The organism is Achromobacter sp. ES-001 (assembly GCF_019448355.1).
In the GTDB taxonomy this organism is placed as follows: Bacteria; Pseudomonadota; Gammaproteobacteria; order Burkholderiales; family Burkholderiaceae_B; genus Achromobacter; species Achromobacter spanius_B.
The window spans coordinates 5993117-6008264 of sequence record NZ_CP079940.1 but is presented as its reverse complement, the minus strand read 5'-3'; the positions used below and the strand labels follow the sequence as shown (position 1 = coordinate 6008264).

The 15148-nt window shown below is 65.3% G+C and carries 14 protein-coding genes; 12 read left to right on the top strand and 2 right to left on the bottom strand.

Translation table 11 applies throughout. From position 1 onward, the window contains the following. Window positions 1-117: 117 nt before the first annotated feature. The gene (locus tag KYT87_RS27165) at window positions 118-1023 is read right to left on the bottom strand and encodes a LysR substrate-binding domain-containing protein (protein ID WP_046803212.1); all 906 of its coding nucleotides are present in this window, start codon (window positions 1021-1023) and stop codon (window positions 118-120) included. Between the two features lie 252 nt (window positions 1024-1275). Here KYT87_RS27165 and KYT87_RS27160 point away from each other — a divergent pair, with 252 nt between their 5' ends. From KYT87_RS27160 to KYT87_RS27120, 9 genes are all read left to right on the top strand, one after another. Beyond that, entirely contained in the window at window positions 1276-2697 is a 1422-nt protein-coding gene (locus KYT87_RS27160) for an MFS transporter (RefSeq protein ID WP_219991313.1), read from the top strand. Next, the gene (locus KYT87_RS27155) at window positions 2694-3791 is read left to right on the top strand and encodes a M14 family metallopeptidase (protein ID WP_120157155.1); all 1098 of its coding nucleotides are present in this window, start codon (window positions 2694-2696) and stop codon (window positions 3789-3791) included. Before KYT87_RS27160 ends, KYT87_RS27155 begins: the two co-directional genes overlap by 4 nt. 311 nt (window positions 3792-4102) lie before the next feature. Beyond that, window positions 4103-4966 (top strand): ABC transporter permease, encoded by an 864-nt coding sequence (locus KYT87_RS27150; protein WP_046803215.1) that lies wholly within the window; start codon window positions 4103-4105, stop codon window positions 4964-4966. Between the two features lie 3 nt (window positions 4967-4969). Then, entirely contained in the window at window positions 4970-6016 is a 1047-nt protein-coding gene (locus KYT87_RS27145; protein WP_046803216.1) for an ABC transporter ATP-binding protein, read from the top strand. Between the two features lie 8 nt (window positions 6017-6024). Continuing rightward, window positions 6025-6906 carry an ABC transporter permease gene (locus tag KYT87_RS27140; RefSeq protein ID WP_104142744.1) on the top strand — a complete coding sequence of 294 codons (882 nt, stop codon included), beginning with the start codon at window positions 6025-6027 and terminating at the stop codon, window positions 6904-6906. A 25-nt stretch (window positions 6907-6931) separates the two neighbouring features. Beyond that, window positions 6932-8179, top strand: coding sequence for an amidohydrolase family protein (locus KYT87_RS27135; RefSeq protein WP_046803218.1), 1248 nt, complete (start codon window positions 6932-6934; stop codon window positions 8177-8179). A 5-nt stretch (window positions 8180-8184) separates the two neighbouring features. Beyond that, window positions 8185-9843: an amidohydrolase family protein gene (locus KYT87_RS27130; RefSeq protein ID WP_219991312.1), complete on the top strand. Its 1659-nt coding sequence runs from the start codon at window positions 8185-8187 to the stop codon at window positions 9841-9843. Between the two features lies 1 nt (window position 9844). Then, window positions 9845-10828 (top strand): GTP-binding protein, encoded by a 984-nt coding sequence (locus KYT87_RS27125; RefSeq protein WP_219991311.1) that lies wholly within the window; start codon window positions 9845-9847, stop codon window positions 10826-10828. A gap of 90 nt (window positions 10829-10918) precedes the next feature. Beyond that, the gene (locus tag KYT87_RS27120; RefSeq protein WP_219991310.1) at window positions 10919-11968 is read left to right on the top strand and encodes an ABC transporter substrate-binding protein; all 1050 of its coding nucleotides are present in this window, start codon (window positions 10919-10921) and stop codon (window positions 11966-11968) included. Between the two features lie 63 nt (window positions 11969-12031). Here the strand turns inward: KYT87_RS27120 and KYT87_RS27115 are convergent, their stop codons facing one another. Beyond that, entirely contained in the window at window positions 12032-12511 is a 480-nt protein-coding gene (locus KYT87_RS27115) for a VOC family protein (protein ID WP_046803222.1), read from the bottom strand. 94 nt (window positions 12512-12605) lie between these two features. Here KYT87_RS27115 and KYT87_RS30105 point away from each other — a divergent pair, with 94 nt between their 5' ends. The 3 genes from KYT87_RS30105 (at window position 12606) to KYT87_RS27105 (ending at window position 15106) form a co-directional block, all read left to right on the top strand. Then, on the top strand, window positions 12606-12728 hold the full coding sequence (locus KYT87_RS30105) for a hypothetical protein (RefSeq protein ID WP_370638790.1): 123 nt from the start codon (window positions 12606-12608) through the stop codon (window positions 12726-12728). Further along, entirely contained in the window at window positions 12715-12930 is a 216-nt protein-coding gene (locus KYT87_RS27110) for a type II toxin-antitoxin system RelE/ParE family toxin (protein WP_219991309.1), read from the top strand. The genes KYT87_RS30105 and KYT87_RS27110 overlap by 14 nt, the downstream gene beginning before the upstream one ends. A 160-nt stretch (window positions 12931-13090) precedes the next feature. After that, window positions 13091-15106: a TonB-dependent receptor domain-containing protein gene (locus KYT87_RS27105; protein WP_240434183.1), complete on the top strand. Its 2016-nt coding sequence runs from the start codon at window positions 13091-13093 to the stop codon at window positions 15104-15106. Window positions 15107-15148: the final 42 nt, after the last annotated feature.

The following is a 15148-nucleotide window of genomic DNA, read 5'->3' as shown; positions in this document are numbered from 1 at the left end:
GGCGATGTCGGACGTCTGTCGCGTGTTGACGCTGACGTTGATGTTGACTTTGACGTTGACAGCAGCGCGTGGCGAGGCCCGGCGGCAATGATAACCGGTAGACCGGCGCTACCGACGCTATCGGCGGGGTGGGCGGTGCTGGGCGTGGGCCTCGTGCAGGCAGTCGATGAAGCAGCGCGCGGCGGGCGTGGGCGGCGAGTCGGCGCGCGTCAGGATCGACACCCGCGCGGCCGGCAGTTCGTGCAACAGCGGCACCATGCGCACGTCGCGAGGCAGCAACCGGTGGTCGAACAGATTGCGCACGAAGATACCCAGCGCGTCGCTGTCCGCGATGATGGCCAGGGCCACCGCGATGGACTGGCACGGAATCACATCGCGCGGCGCAGGCAGTTGTTGCGTTGCGAAAGCCAGCCGCAGCAGGTTGGCCGGCGCCTGGATGTTGCCGGGCAGCAGCCACAGGGCCTCGTGCAGATCGGCCAAGGTGCGGGCGTGGCGCAGCGGATGCCCGGCTCGCGCGCCCACCGCCAGCGGCAGCGTGAACAGTGTCGTGCGGGCAAAGCCGTCGTCGATGTCGCCGTCGTATTCCGTTTGCACCAGGAAATCGTAGCGGCCCGATTCCAGTTGTTCGTGGCTGAAGGGCGGCGCCACTTCATTGAACGCCACCGATACGCGCGGCATGCGCGCCCGGAACGCCGACAGCGCGGCGGGCAGCACCGTCAGCGCGGCCGAACTGATGGCCAGGTTCAAGCTGCCGCCTTCGCCGTCGCGCATCTGCCCGATCTCTTCCTGCGCGCGCCGCGCTTCTTGCAGGATCACGACGGCGCGCTTGTACAGCGCGTCGCCGTACGGGGTCAGTTCAACGCCGCGCGCGCTGCGGCGCACCAGTTCGGCGCCCACGCTTTGTTCAAGCTCGCGCAGGCTGCGGGTGGCGGCGGGCTGCGTCACGAACAAGGCGCGCGCCGCCGCGCGGATGCTGCCGTGCTCGGCGATCAGGACAAAGGCGCGCAATTGGCGAAGATTCATGGCGTGGGGATGGCGGGGGGAAGGAGTGGTGACGGGGCCGGGATGGGCGGGGCTATAACAAAAAGCTTTCACTGGAACAAAAATACTGTCTTTTCCTTATCGTCCGCCATCCGTATATTCACGCGGACGGGGCAGGCAAAGCGACCGGGACATGACGCCCGGCGGCCATCAGCCCAACACGGCGCGGTCAATGCGTGACGCGCGCCGCGTGACGCGGACCATCGCCCCGGCAACGGACATCAAGGGGAAATCATGTCTATCGCCATCGCCGCCGATTCCGGCCGGCAGCATCTGCATTCATCGACGATGCGTCGGCGCGTCATTGCCGGCACCACCATCGGCAACGCGCTGGAGTTCTTCGACTTCACCGTTTTCACGTTCCTGATGCTGGTCATCGGGCCGCTGTTCTTTCCGGCTGCCTCTGGCTACGGCCAGTTGCTGTTGACCACCGCCACCTTCGGCGTGGGCTTCCTGATGCGGCCCGTGGGCGGCATGCTGATCGGGTCGTACGCCGACCGCCACGGCCGCCGCGCCGCCATGACGCTGACGCTGTGGCTGATGGGGCTGGGTTGCGCGCTGATCGCCGCCGCGCCCACCTATGCGCAGATGGGCGTGGCCGGGCCGGTGCTGATGGTGCTGGCGCGGCTGATCCAGGGTTTTGCCGCCGGTGGCGAGGTGGGCGCGTCCACCACCTTGCTGGTGGAACACGCGCCGGCCAACCAGCGCGGCTTTTATTCCAGCTGGCAGTTCGGCAGCCAGTCGCTGGGCGTGATGCTGGGCGCGCTGACGGTGGCGCTCTTGACCGCCGCGCTTAGCCCCGAACAGATGCAGGCGTGGGGCTGGCGCGTGCCGTTCGTCATCGGCATCCTGACCGTACCGGTGGGCGCCTACATCCGCCGCAACCTGGAAGAAACGCTGGAGGCGCCGGAATCGTCTCCGGGGAATCACGCCCGCCAGGCGGTGCAGGGGGGGCATACCACCCCCGCCGCGCATTCCCCGGCCACGGCGGCCGACTCGCGCGTCACCCCGGCGGCCTCCACCGCGCCGTCCCATCAACCGCTGCGCCGCGTGTTCACCGAGCACAAGGCGCTGGTCGTCAAGGGCATCCTGCTTGTCATCGGCGGCATGGTGTGCGCGCAGATCATCGGCTTTTACATGCCCGCCTACGCCAACAAGCAGCTGGGCCTGCCCGCCACGTCCACGCTGTTTGCCAGCGTGGTGCTGGGCGCCATCGGCTTTTTGATCGCCCCGTTTGTCGGCATGCTGGCGGATCGCGTGGGGCGCAAGAAGGTCATCTTCTGGTCGCGCGCCGCCACGGTGTGCGCCTTGCTTCCGTGCTTTGAATGGCTGGTGTCCGCGCCCAGCACGGCGCGGCTGATGACGGTGATTGCGCTGCTGGCCGTGTTGCTGGCCTTGCAGACCGCGCCCGTCATCACGATGCTGCCCGAGCTGTTTCCCAAGGCCGTGCGCACCACCGGCATGTCCGTCGTGTATGGTCTGGGCATCTCGGTCTTTGGCGGCTTTGCGCAGTTCTTCGTGACCTGGCTGCTGCATGTCACCGGCAACCCCATGGCGCCCGCCTGGTATTTGATGGTGACCGTCACGCTTTCCACCGTGGTGCTGTTCTGGATTCAGGACCGCACCGGCCATGCAATCGACACTCAGGAGGCATGATGCCCAGCAGTACAAGCTACTTTCCCCGCAGCTACGCCGAATCGCGCGAGCGCTTTCTGGCGGATGCCGAGCGCCTGGGCGCGTCCGTCGCGTCCTACCCGATCGAGGCGGTGGGCAGCGAGGGCGAAGCCTTGGCCACCGACGTTGCGCTGATCGGCGCGCCCGACGCCAAGCGCCTGTTGATCATGACGTCCGCCACGCATGGCGTCGAAGGCTTTTGCGGGGCGGGCTGCCAGTTCTCGCTGATGGACGACGCGCCGATGCTCAAGCGGGCGCGCCAGGCGGGCGTGGCCTTGCTGCTGGTGCACGCGGTAAACCCGTACGGGTATTCGTGGATGGCGCGTACCGACGAAGGCAACGTCGATTTGAATCGCAATGCGCAACCCTTTGACGGCGCGCCGCTGCCGGTCAACGCCGGCTACGGCGCGCTGCATCCGCTGCTGCTGCCCACGCAATGGCCGCCGTCCGACGACAACCAGCGCGATCTGGCGCGTTACGTCGCCGAACATGGGCAGGCCGCCTTTGCGCAAGCCGTGTCGCGTGGCCAGTACACGCACCCCGACGGCTTGTTCTACGGCGGCGCGGCGCCGGCGGCCTCGCTATCCAACCTGCGCCGCATCCTGCAAACGCATGCCAGCCCCTATGCACATATTGGTTGGATCGATGTGCACACCGGCCTGGGGCCGCGCGGCCATGGCGAAAAAATCTACGCCGGCCGCCGCGATGACGCCGAAGTGGCGCGGGCGCGGCAGTGGTGGGGCCTGGACATTGCCGTGCCGTTTCAGGGGACATCGGCTTCCGTGGACATCACCGGTCATCTGGCCAGCTTGATCTATCAGGCCTGCCCGCAGTCGTCGCCCACGCTGATGGCGCTGGAATACGGGACGGTGCCCTTTGACGACATCGTGCTGGCGCTGCGCGGGCGCAACTGGCTGCGCGCCAACCCGGATGCCCCGGCCGCGCTGCGCCGCGACATCCTGCAAGCCACGCAGGACGCGTTCTATTGCCACGCCTATGACTGGCACGGCATGGTGCTGGGGCAAAGCCGCGTGGCGGTGCTGCAAGCGCTGTGCGGGCTGGAGGCGGCGCGCTGAGGCGCTGACACGCCGGTGCGCCGCTGCGCCAGCGCATGACGGACGGTGCCGAGGCCTCGGCACCGTCATTCTCATGGAAACCCCGGGTTGCACCTGCCCCTGTTTTCACACCGAGACGGGTTGCACCTGCTCGCGCCGCGCGCGTCGGGAATTACCCGCGTCGATGCGGCGTCGGGCGCGCAATGTTGGGTAATCCCTAGTTGAACGGCGCAGCAACCCATCGATATGCTTCGGTTAACCGAGAGAACCGAAGAGTTCCATGCGGAGGAGTTTTAAACCGAGCCGGCACCTCGCTGACAAGGAAACAGGATTTGCATAGCGCGCCTCCTTTGAACTCGGCCGTCACGGCCGCCCGGGTCAAGCCCATACGCGTGATCCCCTGGGCAACGTGGCTGCATCGAGTTTTCGTCGTACTGATGTATGCGTTCATGCTCTGCCCCATCGTGCTGGTGGTCTGGCTGAGCTTTTTCAAGGACGCCATTCTCTACTTCCCCCCGTCCGGCTACACGCTGTCCTGGTACGTCAAGGCCTGGGAAAATCCCGCGTTCGCCAACGGCTTCCTGTTCAGCCTGCAAGTGTCCCTGGTGGCCGCCGCCATCGGCGTGGTGATGGGCGTGCTGGCCGCGGTCGGCATTGCGCGCTACCGCTTCCAGGGCAGCAAGGGCATCAACACCTTGCTGCTGTCGCCGCTGCTGATCCCCGGCATCGTGGCGGGCGTGGGCATCTACCTGTTCTATCTGCGCGCCGAGGAAATGCTGGACCAGGACATCATCGGCACCTTCGGCGGCCTGGTCATCGCGCACGTCTGCCTGACGATTCCGTGGACGGTGCGCCTGGTCACCGCCGGCATGGCGGGGCTGGATGGCTCAATCGAGGAAGCGGCGCGCAACCTGGGCGCCAGCGCGCCCAAGGCCTTCATGCGCGTGACCCTGCCCATGCTGCGCCCGTCCATCGTGGCGGCGGCGCTATTCAGCTTCGTGGTGTCGTTTGAAAACCTGGAGCTGTCGCTATCGCTGGTGGGCCCGGGGCGCACCACGTTGCCGATCGCCATCATGCAGTACCTGGAATTCAATCTGGACCCGACCATCGCTTCGGTGGCTTCGGTGCAAATCCTGCTGTTGGGCATCATCATGCTTGTGACCGACCGCTATGTGAAACTCAGTCAGGTGGTGTAAGAAATGGCGAAGGTCTCAATCGAGAATATCCGCAAGCAGTTCGGCGCGGCGGTGGCGGTGTCCGACTTTTCCCTGGAGATCGCCGAAGGCGAACTCGTCACGTTCCTGGGGCCCAGCGGCTGCGGCAAGACCACCACGCTGCGCATGATTGCCGGCTTCATTACGCCGACGGCCGGACGCATCCGCATCGGCGATACCGACGTCACCCGTTTGCCCGTGCACAAGCGCGATACCGGCATGGTGTTCCAGCGCTACGCGCTGTTTCCCCACATGACGGTGGCCGAAAATGTGGCCTTCGGGCTGGAGATGCACAAGGTGCCCAAGGCCGACCGCGACGCCAAGATCCGCCGCGTGCTGGACATGGTGCGCATGACGGAATTGCGCGACCGCTATCCGCGCCAATTGTCGGGCGGACAGCAGCAGCGCGTGGCGATTGCCCGCGCGCTGGCTATCGAACCCAAGGTGTTTCTGCTGGACGAGCCGCTGTCCAACCTGGATGCCAAGCTGCGGCTGGAAGTGCGCGAGGAAATTCGATCGTTGCAGCAGCGCTTGGGCCTGACCACGGTATTCGTCACGCACGATCAGGAAGAGGCGCTGGCCATTGCCGACCGCATGGCCATCATGCATGACGGCATCGTGCAGCAGGTGGGCGCGCCCGCCACGCTGTACGAGCGTCCGGCGAATCTTTTCGTGGCCGACTTCCTGGGCAAGATGAACGTGTTCACGGGGCGCGGCCAGGCCGACAACCAGTTCCATACCGATGCAGGCCAGCGCATCGCCACGCCGGACGGCGCCGGCGCCACGCATGTGGGCGTGCGGCCCGAGCGGGTGCGCCTGGCCGAGCAGCCCCTGGGCGGCAACGCGCTGGCGGGCGTGGTGGAATCTTCGCTGTACCTGGGGTCGGTTCTGGAAGTGCGCGTGCAGCTGGAAGGCGGCAACCGCATGATCAGCCAGATCGTCAATGGCGGCGCGGGCCGCGCGCAACCGGCAACCGGCTCGCGCGTGTACGCGTGCTTCGAGCCGGAAGACTGCGTGGCCTTCACGCAATAGGAGCCGCCATGACGACCGCAACCGTAGACGGCCGGCCCAGCCGCTGGCTGGGGCCCGGGCTGGCCTTTCCCGCATCGCTGGTGGTGCTGGTGATCATCCTGGTGCCCATCCTGCAACTGGCCCGCTACAGCTTCAACCATTTCGATCCGGCGGAGCTGATGCAAACCGCCTTCACCTTCGAAAACTACGCCAAGTTCTTTGGCGACCCTTACTACCGCGACATCTTCTTCACCACCTTGTGGGTGGCGGCACTGTGCACGGTGCTGGCCCTGGTGCTGGGCTTTCCCGTGGCGTATTTTCTGGCGCGCACGCAAAGCCGGTACAAAAGCCTGTTTGTGATTCTGCTGGTGTTCCCGCTGATGGTGGGCAACGTGGTGCGCGCGGCCGGCTGGATGGTGGCGCTGGGCAACGCCGGCGTGGTCAACGCGGTGTTGCAGGGCCTGGGCGTGATCGACAAGCCCATCACGCTGATGTACACGCCCACGGCGGTGGTCATCGGCACCACGGCCGTGGTCATGCCGTACCTGATCCTGACATTGCAAAGCGTGCTTGAAGGCATGGACCTGTCCGTGGAAGAGGCGGCGCGCAATGTCGGCGCCAACTTCTTCACGACGTTTCGCCGCATCGTGTTGCCGATTGCCGCGCCGGGCGTGGCGGCGGGCACGATGCTGGTCTTTATTCTTTGCATGAACGCCTACGCCACGCCGGTGCTGCTGGGCGGCTCGGGCCTAACGATGATGGCGCCCGCGCTGTACGACCAGATCACCCGCGCCTCGAACTGGCCGTTCGGCGCCGCGCTGGCCGTCATCCTGGTCTGCGGCACGCTGGTCATCGCACTGATATCGAACTGGCTGATCCATCGGCGCTACATCAAGACCATGGCGTCTTGAGCCCGAATCACAACAAGGAAATTTCATGGCATCCGTATTGTTCAAGAACGCGAACCTGCTTGATCCCTTGCAGGCCGAATTGCTGGAAGGCCACCATGTGCTGGTCGAGGACGGCGTCATCAAGGAAGTGTCGGACAAGCCCATCACCAGCGCCTCGGCGCAGGTGATCGACGCGGCTGGCCGCACGCTGATGCCCGGCCTGATCGACCTGCACGTGCACGTGCTGGCCACGCAGTTGAACCTGAGCACGCAGGGCGTGCTGCCCGATGCGCTGGTGATGATGCGCGCGGTGCCCATCATGGCGGCGATGCTGCGCCGCGGCTTCACCACGGTGCGCGATGCGGGCGGCGCGGGCTGGGGCCTGAAGTGCGCCGTCAACGAAGGCACGGTCAAGGGGCCGCGCCTGTTCATCTCGGGCCGCGCCATCAGCCAGACGGGCGGCCACGGCGACCCGCGCCCGCGTTCGGACCACCTGCGCCCCATGAGCTTTTGCGGCTGCTGCTTTCGGGCGGGGGACATCGGCCGTGTGGCCGACGGCATCGACGACGTGCGCAAGGCCGTGCGCCAGGAACTTCAGATGGGCGCGGACCAGATCAAGATGATGGCCTCGGGCGGCGTCGCATCGCCCACCGATCCCATTGCGTCCTTCGGTTATTCGGAAGAAGAAATCCGCGTCATCGTCGACGAAGCCGCCAGCCGCCAGACGTATGTGATGGCGCATTCCTACACCGCTGATGCCATCGAACGCGCCGTGCGCAACGGCGTGCGCACCATCGAGCACGGCAACCTGGTGGATGAGCGCGTGGCACGCTTCATGGCCGAGAAGGGTGCCTTCGTGGTGCCCACGCTGGTGACCTACGAAGCGCTGGCCAACGAAGGCGCCGACTATGGCCTGCCGGCGGACTCGGTTGCCAAGATTGCCACCGTGCGCACCGCCGGCCTGCACTCGCTGGAAATCTACAAGAAGGCGGGCGTGAAAATCGGCTATGGCTCGGATCTGCTGGGCCCCTCGCAACGCCTGCAAAGCGACGAATTCCGTATCCGCAACGAAGTGCTTTCTACCCAGGAAGTGATTCAGTGCGCCACCACCACGGCAGCCGAAGTGTTGAACCAGGTGGGCCAGCTTGGCCGCATCCAGCCGGGCGCGCTGGCCGATGTGCTGCTGGTGGACGGCAACCCATATCGGGACTTGTCCTGCCTGTTGGGGCAGGGCGAGCACATCGCGCTCATCATGAAGGGCGGCGAAATCGAACACAACGGACTGGGGGTGTAAGCGCCATGAGCGATCCCACGTTTTCGCAATCGGAAGTCGGCGAAGAATCCCGCGACGTCAACGCGGCCAAGGGCTGGCATCCGCCTTCCGCGCCGGTGTCGCGCGACCGTGGCCTGGGGCCGTTTCCCCGGCTGATCCTGCGGGGCGCAACCATCATCGACGGCACCGGCGCGCCGCCCTGGGGGCCGGTCGACATCGTGATCGAAAACGACCGCATCACCGCGCTGGTCAACGTGGGCACGCCGCACAAGGCCATCGACCCCAAGCGCCGCCCTGGGCCGGGCGACCACGAAATCGATTGCCACGGCAAGTTCGTCACGCCTGGCTTTGTGGACGCACACGCGCACATCGGCACGCCGTATCACGCCATGAGCGGCATCGTTCCGCCCGCCGACTACATCTACAAGCTGTGGCTGGCGCATGGCGTGACCACGGTGCGCGAAATGGGCGCGATGGGCGGGCTGGGCTGGACGATGGAGCAGCGCGAACTGTCCGCCGCCAACAAGATCGCCGCGCCGCGCATGGTGGTGCACAGCGTGTTTCCCGCCGTAAACGACCGCGTCAAAACCATCCACACGCCTGAGCAGGGCCGCGAATGGGTGCGCAAGCTGGCCGCGCGCGGTGCGGACGGCATCAAGTTCTTTGGCGCGCCGCCCGCCATCATGGAAGCCGCGCTGGACGAAGCCGCGCAACTGGGCCTGCGCTCGGGCTGCCACCACGCGCAGATGGCCGTGACCCGTGTGAACGCATTGAAGTCCGCGCGCTGGGGGCTGACCAGCTCCGAACACTATTACGGCCTGCCCGAAGCGCTGTTCGAAGACCGCGTCGTGCAGTCGTTTCCCACGGACTACAACTACAGCGACGAGTACTACCGCTTTGCCGTCGCCGGCCAGACCTTCATGCAGGCCGCGCAGCCAGGCTCGGCCAAGTGGCGGCAGGTGATGGACCAGTTCCTGGAGCTTGGCCACACCTTCGTGCCGACCTTCAATATCTACGACGCCAACCGCGACCTGATGCGCGCGCGCCGCGCGGACTGGCACGACGACTACACCTGGAAGGCAGTGTGGAAGTACTTCCAGCCGCAGCGCGGCGGGCATGGCGCCTACTGGTATCGCTGGAGCACCACCAACGAAATCGAGTGGAAGCAGAACTACCGGCTGTGGATGCAGTTCATCAACGAATACAAGAACCTGGGCGGGCGTGTGTGCGCGGGCAGCGATTCCGGTTTCATCTTCCAGATCTACGGCTTTGGCTTCGTGCGCGAACTGGAACTGCTTCAGGAAGCCGGCTTTCATCCCATTGAAGTGCTGCGCGCCGCCACCTCGCAAAGCGCCGCGTTGCTGGGCATCGATGACGACACCGGGTCGATCGATGTGCAAAAGCGCGCCGATCTGCTGATCCATGATCAGAATCCGCTGACCGATTTCAAGCTGCTGTTCGGCACCGGCGCCATGCGCCTGAACGACGAGACGGCCAAGGTCGAATGGCAGCGCTGCCTGCGCACCACCATCAAATCCGGCGTGGTGTACGACACCGCCGAACTGCTGGCCGACGTGCGCAAGATGGTCAAGGACAGCTGGGCGGAAGACGTGGATGGCGAACGCCCGCCGTTTGGCGGCGCGCCGTCGGGTTCGCCTTGCGACAGCGCGGACGAGGCAGGCTGACATGGCCGTCGACCTGTTCCTGTTGTGCGGTTTCCTGGGCAGCGGCAAGACCACGCTGCTGGTGGATTACCTGCGCGATCCGGCGTCCCGCGACACCGGCGTCATCGTCAACGAGGCAGGTGAAATCGGCGTGGACGGCGCCATCGTTGCCAACGACAGCGACAACGTGCCGATGACGCTGATGGCCAATGGCTGCGTGTGTTGCTCGTTGCGCAGCGACCTGGTCTATACCTTGTCGGCGTTGCTGGACGCGCCGCGCCCCGAGGGCGAAGGCCCGTTGCAACGCGTGATCCTGGAATGCAGCGGGCTGTCGCGGCCCGGCCCGATCATTGCGTCGCTGGCCGACCCGGAACTGGCCAGCCGGGGCTTGCGGCTGACGGTGGTGTGCACCGACGATTGCGCGCGCGACCCTGATACGGTGGCCCAGATGGATGAGGCCATGGCGCAGTTTGGCGCTGCGCACCGCATCGTGCTGACCAAGACCGATCTGCTGCCGGCATCCGAGCTTGCCGGCCGCGCCGCGCGCGCCGCCGCGCTGAACCCGCTGGCCGATGTCATTGCCGACCCCGACCGCCGGAGCGCCGTGCAAGCCGCCTTTGCGCTGTCGCAAGGCGTCGCCGACTTGGCCGGGCTGGCCGCGCGCATGCTGATCGCGGGCGGCGCCGGCGCCAATGCCGCGCACCCGCGCATCCGCGTGATGGCAGCGCTTGCGCGGGACGGCATGAGCTGGACCGATTTTTCCGAATGGCTGGATAACCTGGCCGGCTTGTGCGGCGAACGGCTCTTGCGGCTCAAGGCCGTAGTGCGCGTGACGGAATGCGCCGAGCCCATCCTGATCCAGTCGGTAGGCACGACCTTCAGTGCGCCGCAACGGCTGACGCGTCAGCCCGATGCACGCGATGCCATCATCGTCATCGCGCGCGACATCGACGCGGCCGAAATCCAGGCGCTGGCACCCGATGCGCCGGTCCAGATGCTGGTCTGACCGGTTTGAAAACCCAAGGCGCGCGGGCGGGCACAGCCGCTTGCGCGCCACCGTAGCAAGTCGTCTGTTCCCCTTCGATACGAGGTTGTTATGCAAGAGAAAAACCTGACTCGCCGTGGCTTTATCAAGACCGCCTCGGGCCTGGCCCTGGCCCCCGCGTTGGGCTGGGTGCCCAGCATGGCGCACGCCGCCGAAAAAGACCTGGTCGTGGGCACGTGGGGCGGCGATTACCAAAACCTGCTTCAGCAGATCATCAACCCCATCGTCGACAAGCAAGGCGTGAAGGTGGTGTACGACACGGGCAACGCCGTGGGCCGCGTGACCAAGTTGCGCGCGGAAAAGAATTCGCGGCGCGGCAGCATGGACGTGGCCCTGCTAGGCGAAGTCGATATGTATGACGCCGAACGTTCCGGCACGCTGGAGCCCATCGACGTCAAGAAGCTGCCAAACCTGGCGCACGCGATTGCCGCGCTGAAAACGCCGTATTCGATTCCGCACATCTTCAGCGCGATGACGCTGGTGTACAACACCGAGAAATTCCCGACGCCGCCGGACTCGCTGCAAGTGCTGCTGGACCCGAAGTGGAAAGGGCAGGTGGGTTTCTCGGACATTCTGTACCTGTACAACTCGGTCTTCGTCGGCCTGGGCGCGGGTGGGGACACGAAGACGTTTGACGGCGGCAAGCGCTTCCTGGCCAAGCTCAAGCCCAATGCGCCGCGCATCTATCCGTCCAACGAGGCGGTGGCGTCCGCATTCAAGTCCGGCGAAATCGCCATCGCCTGCATGTGGAAGGCGCGCGCATTGCAGTGGAAGGACAGCGGCCTGCCGCTGGGTTTCGTGATCCCGAAGGAAGGCTCGGTGCCGGTGTCGTTCGAAGCTGGCGTGGCCAAGAACAGCCGCAACAAGGACGCGGCATGGGAATACCTGAACGCCATGCTGGACCCGCAAGGCCAGATCGGTTTCGCCGAAAAAATGGGCTACGCGCCCACGGTGACCAACGCGACACTGCCCGAGAACCTGAAGCGCGTCGGCTTCACCGATGCCGAAGTCAAGCTGCTGCACGCGTACGATTTGAAGGGCCTGACCGAACGCAAGGCCGACATCCTGGAATTCTGGAACAAGGAATTCAAGGCGGGTTGATGGGGCGGATGATGTGGCGGCGGGGCCGGGCGCCCGGCCCGCCCGTCGCCGCGCTTGCCGCAATCATCCCCGCCGCGCCGCCTCGATCCGGGCGACGTCGATCTTGCCCATCGTCATCATCGCTTCGAACACGCGCTTGGCGGCGGCGCGGTCCGCGCCCGTGTAGGCCTCGGTCAACACACGCGGCGTGATCTGCCAGGACAAGCCCCACTTGTCCTTGCACCAGCCGCACTCGCTTTCCCGCCCGCCATTGCCGACGATGGCATTCCAATAGCGGTCGGTTTCTTCCTGGTCGTCGGTCGCCACCTGAAACGAAAAAGACTCGTTGTGCTGAAACGCCGGCCCGCCATTCAGGCCCAGGCACGGGATGCCCATCACGGTGAATTGCACGGTCAGCACTTCGCCTTCCTTGCCCGACGGGTAGTCGGACGGCGCATGATGCACCGCGTCCACCGAGCTATCGGGAAACGTCTGCGCATAGAACCGCGCCGCCTCCAGCGCGGTGCCGTCGAACCAAAGGCAAATGGTGTTCTTGGGAATCATCGGGAGTCTCCTGGTGGGATGAGAACCCGTTGACGCCTGGCGTCCGAACAACCGGCGCGCATCGCGTGCAGGGTCTCGTGATGTCGAGAATACTCTGTGTTTTCGCGAAAAGGTCCAGGAGGCGCTCGTCGATACGCGTCCAGCGGTTTCCCACCAGGAGGTGATGGCCCAGGCGCGTGCCTTGGTCAGCAAAAAGAAGCATCGTGCCGGTTCTTGAATGGCGCCAGACGGCTCGCGAAGACCTGCTGGCGATTGTTGAATACCTATCGGACGACAGCCCGGCGGCTGCGCTTCGCTTGCTTGATGAGATTGAGCAGAAGGTGGCCAAGTTGCGCCGGCGTCCACGGCTTTATCGCGTGGGGCGGGTCGCGGGAACCAGGGAGATGGTGGTCAAGCCCCCCAAAACTTCATCGCATTGATTCTGAAATGTTATATCATTCGTCCGCCGTTTGTAATGATATAACATCCGAGAGAACGTAGATGAAAGGCAAGAAGCTGGGGTTCAAGAAGGCAGGCCGGGTGGCAGCAAAGGCGCGCGGGCCGCGCCGGGGAAGCCTGAAACCGTTGGTGTGTTCGTTGATGCTGATCGCGCCGGTGGCGCAGGCCGAGAGCGATGCGGACGTCAACCGCGCCAAGACGTTGGCGCCCATTACCGTGTCGGCCAATCCACTGGGTCTGGACCTGAACAGCACCACGCTGCCGGCGTCCGTGCTGGAAGGCGACGCATTGATTGAGCAGCGCACCGGTACGCTGGGCGAAACGCTGAAGAACCTGCCCGGCGTGAACAGCGACACATTTGGCGGCGGCGCCAGCCGCCCGGTGATTCGCGGCCAGACCGCGCCGCGCGTGAAGGTGCTGTCCGATGGGTCCGAAGTGATGGACGCATCCAGCATCTCGCCGGATCACGCCGTCACCGTGGAACCGCTGCTGGCCGAGCGCATTGAAGTGCTGCGCGGGCCGGCCACCTTGCTGTACGGCGGTGGCGCGATTGGCGGCGTGGTCAACGTGGTCGACAAAAAAGTGCCGACCGCCGTGCCGGAAAAGGGCGTCGAAGCCGAAGCGGAACTGCGCGGCGCAACCGGCACGAAGGAACGTGCGGGCGCCGTCGGCATCACCGCGGGCGAGGGCCAGTTTGCCGTGCGCGTCGAAGGGATGAAGCGCCGCACCAGCGACTACGACGTGCCCGACTGGCCGGGCGGCAAGCTGGAAGGCTCGTACAGCGAATCCGCGCAAGGCTCCGTCGGCATGTCGTGGATTACGCCGCGCGGCTACGTCGGCCTGGCGTTCACGCATCTGGAAAGCAAGTACGGCTTGCCCGGCCACAACCATGAATACGAAGGCTGCCACCCCCACGGCACGCATTTGCATTGTGGCGGACACGACGATCACGACCACGAAGAAGAAGGCCACGACCACGACCACGATCACGAACATGGCGGCGTGCCGTACGTGAAGCTGCGCAGCAACCGCCTGGACCTGCGCGCCGAATACCAGGACCCCTTCGCCGGCTTCGAGAAAATCCGTGTGCGCGGTGGCTTGACGGACTATCAGCACGACGAGATCGAAGGCGGCGAAGTCGGCACGCGTTTCAAGAACAAGGGCTATGACCTGCGCGTGGAATTGCAGCACAAGCCCATCGCCGGCTGGCGTGGAGTGATTGGCATGCAGAACGCGTATAGCGACTTCAGCGCAGAGGGCGAAGAAGCCTTCCTGCCCCGCAGCCGCACGCGATCAAACGGTTTGTTCGTGCTTGAGGAATACCAGCTGAACGACTGGCGCTTCGAAGTGGGCGCGCGGCAGGACTGGCAACGCATTTCGCCCGAAGGCGGCGCGCCGCGCAGCAGCCTGTCCGGCACGTCCCTGTCGGCAGCGGCAATCTGGGACTTTGCGCCGCAGTATTCCGTGGCGCTGTCGTTGTCCCGTTCGCAACGCTTGCCCAACGCGCAAGAGCTGTACGCCGATGGCGTGCACCTTGCCACTAATACGTATGAACTGGGCAACGCGGACCTGGGGCGCGAAACGTCCCACAACATCGACCTGACGTTGCGCAAGCATGCCGGCGACACCACGTTTTCCGCCAGCGTGTTCCACAACCGCGTGAAGAACTATATCTATGCCAACACGCTGGACCGCTACGAAGACTTTCGCCTGATCGAGTACACGCAACGCGACGCGGAGTTTACCGGCGTGGAAGGCGAGCTGCGGCACCAGTTCACGCCTGTGTTCTCGGCCGCCGTGTTCGGCGACTACGTGCGCGGCAAGCTGACGGGCGGCGACGGCAACCTGCCGCGCATTCCGGCGGCACGCGCCGGCGTGCGCGGGAATGTGAAGTGGCAACAGTGGTCGGGCGGCGTGGAATACGCGCGCGTGTTCTCGCAGAAGGACATCGCGTCGTACGAAGACAGCACGCCGGGCTACAACATGGTCAACGCCGTAGTGGCCTATCGCGGCCGCTATGGCGACACGGGCTACGAAGTCTATGTGCGCGGCACCAACCTCTTGAACAAGCTGGCCTACAACCACGCGTCGTTCATTTCCTCGGTGGCGCCGCTGCCGGGTCGCAGTGTGATGCTGGGCGTGCGCATGACGTATTGATGCAGTGCGGCACACCACGCGGGGATCGCGCGCATCACTTCG

Excerpts from the sequence above, each read along its gene's own strand:
- KYT87_RS27165 (WP_046803212.1), bottom strand. The coding sequence starts at position 1,023 with ATGAATCTTCGCCAATTGCGCGCCTTTGTCCTGATCGCCGAGCACGGC.
- KYT87_RS27160 (WP_219991313.1), top strand. The coding sequence starts at position 1,276 with ATGTCTATCGCCATCGCCGCCGATTCCGGCCGGCAGCATCTGCATTCA.
- KYT87_RS27155 (WP_120157155.1), top strand. The coding sequence starts at position 2,694 with ATGATGCCCAGCAGTACAAGCTACTTTCCCCGCAGCTACGCCGAATCG.
- KYT87_RS27145 (WP_046803216.1), top strand. The coding sequence starts at position 4,970 with ATGGCGAAGGTCTCAATCGAGAATATCCGCAAGCAGTTCGGCGCGGCG.
- KYT87_RS27140 (WP_104142744.1), top strand. The coding sequence starts at position 6,025 with ATGACGACCGCAACCGTAGACGGCCGGCCCAGCCGCTGGCTGGGGCCC.
- KYT87_RS27135 (WP_046803218.1), top strand. The coding sequence starts at position 6,932 with ATGGCATCCGTATTGTTCAAGAACGCGAACCTGCTTGATCCCTTGCAG.
- KYT87_RS27130 (WP_219991312.1), top strand. The coding sequence starts at position 8,185 with ATGAGCGATCCCACGTTTTCGCAATCGGAAGTCGGCGAAGAATCCCGC.
- KYT87_RS27125 (WP_219991311.1), top strand. The coding sequence starts at position 9,845 with ATGGCCGTCGACCTGTTCCTGTTGTGCGGTTTCCTGGGCAGCGGCAAG.
- KYT87_RS27120 (WP_219991310.1), top strand. The coding sequence starts at position 10,919 with ATGCAAGAGAAAAACCTGACTCGCCGTGGCTTTATCAAGACCGCCTCG.
- KYT87_RS27115 (WP_046803222.1), bottom strand. The coding sequence starts at position 12,511 with ATGATTCCCAAGAACACCATTTGCCTTTGGTTCGACGGCACCGCGCTG.
- KYT87_RS27105 (WP_240434183.1), top strand. The coding sequence starts at position 13,091 with ATGCTGATCGCGCCGGTGGCGCAGGCCGAGAGCGATGCGGACGTCAAC.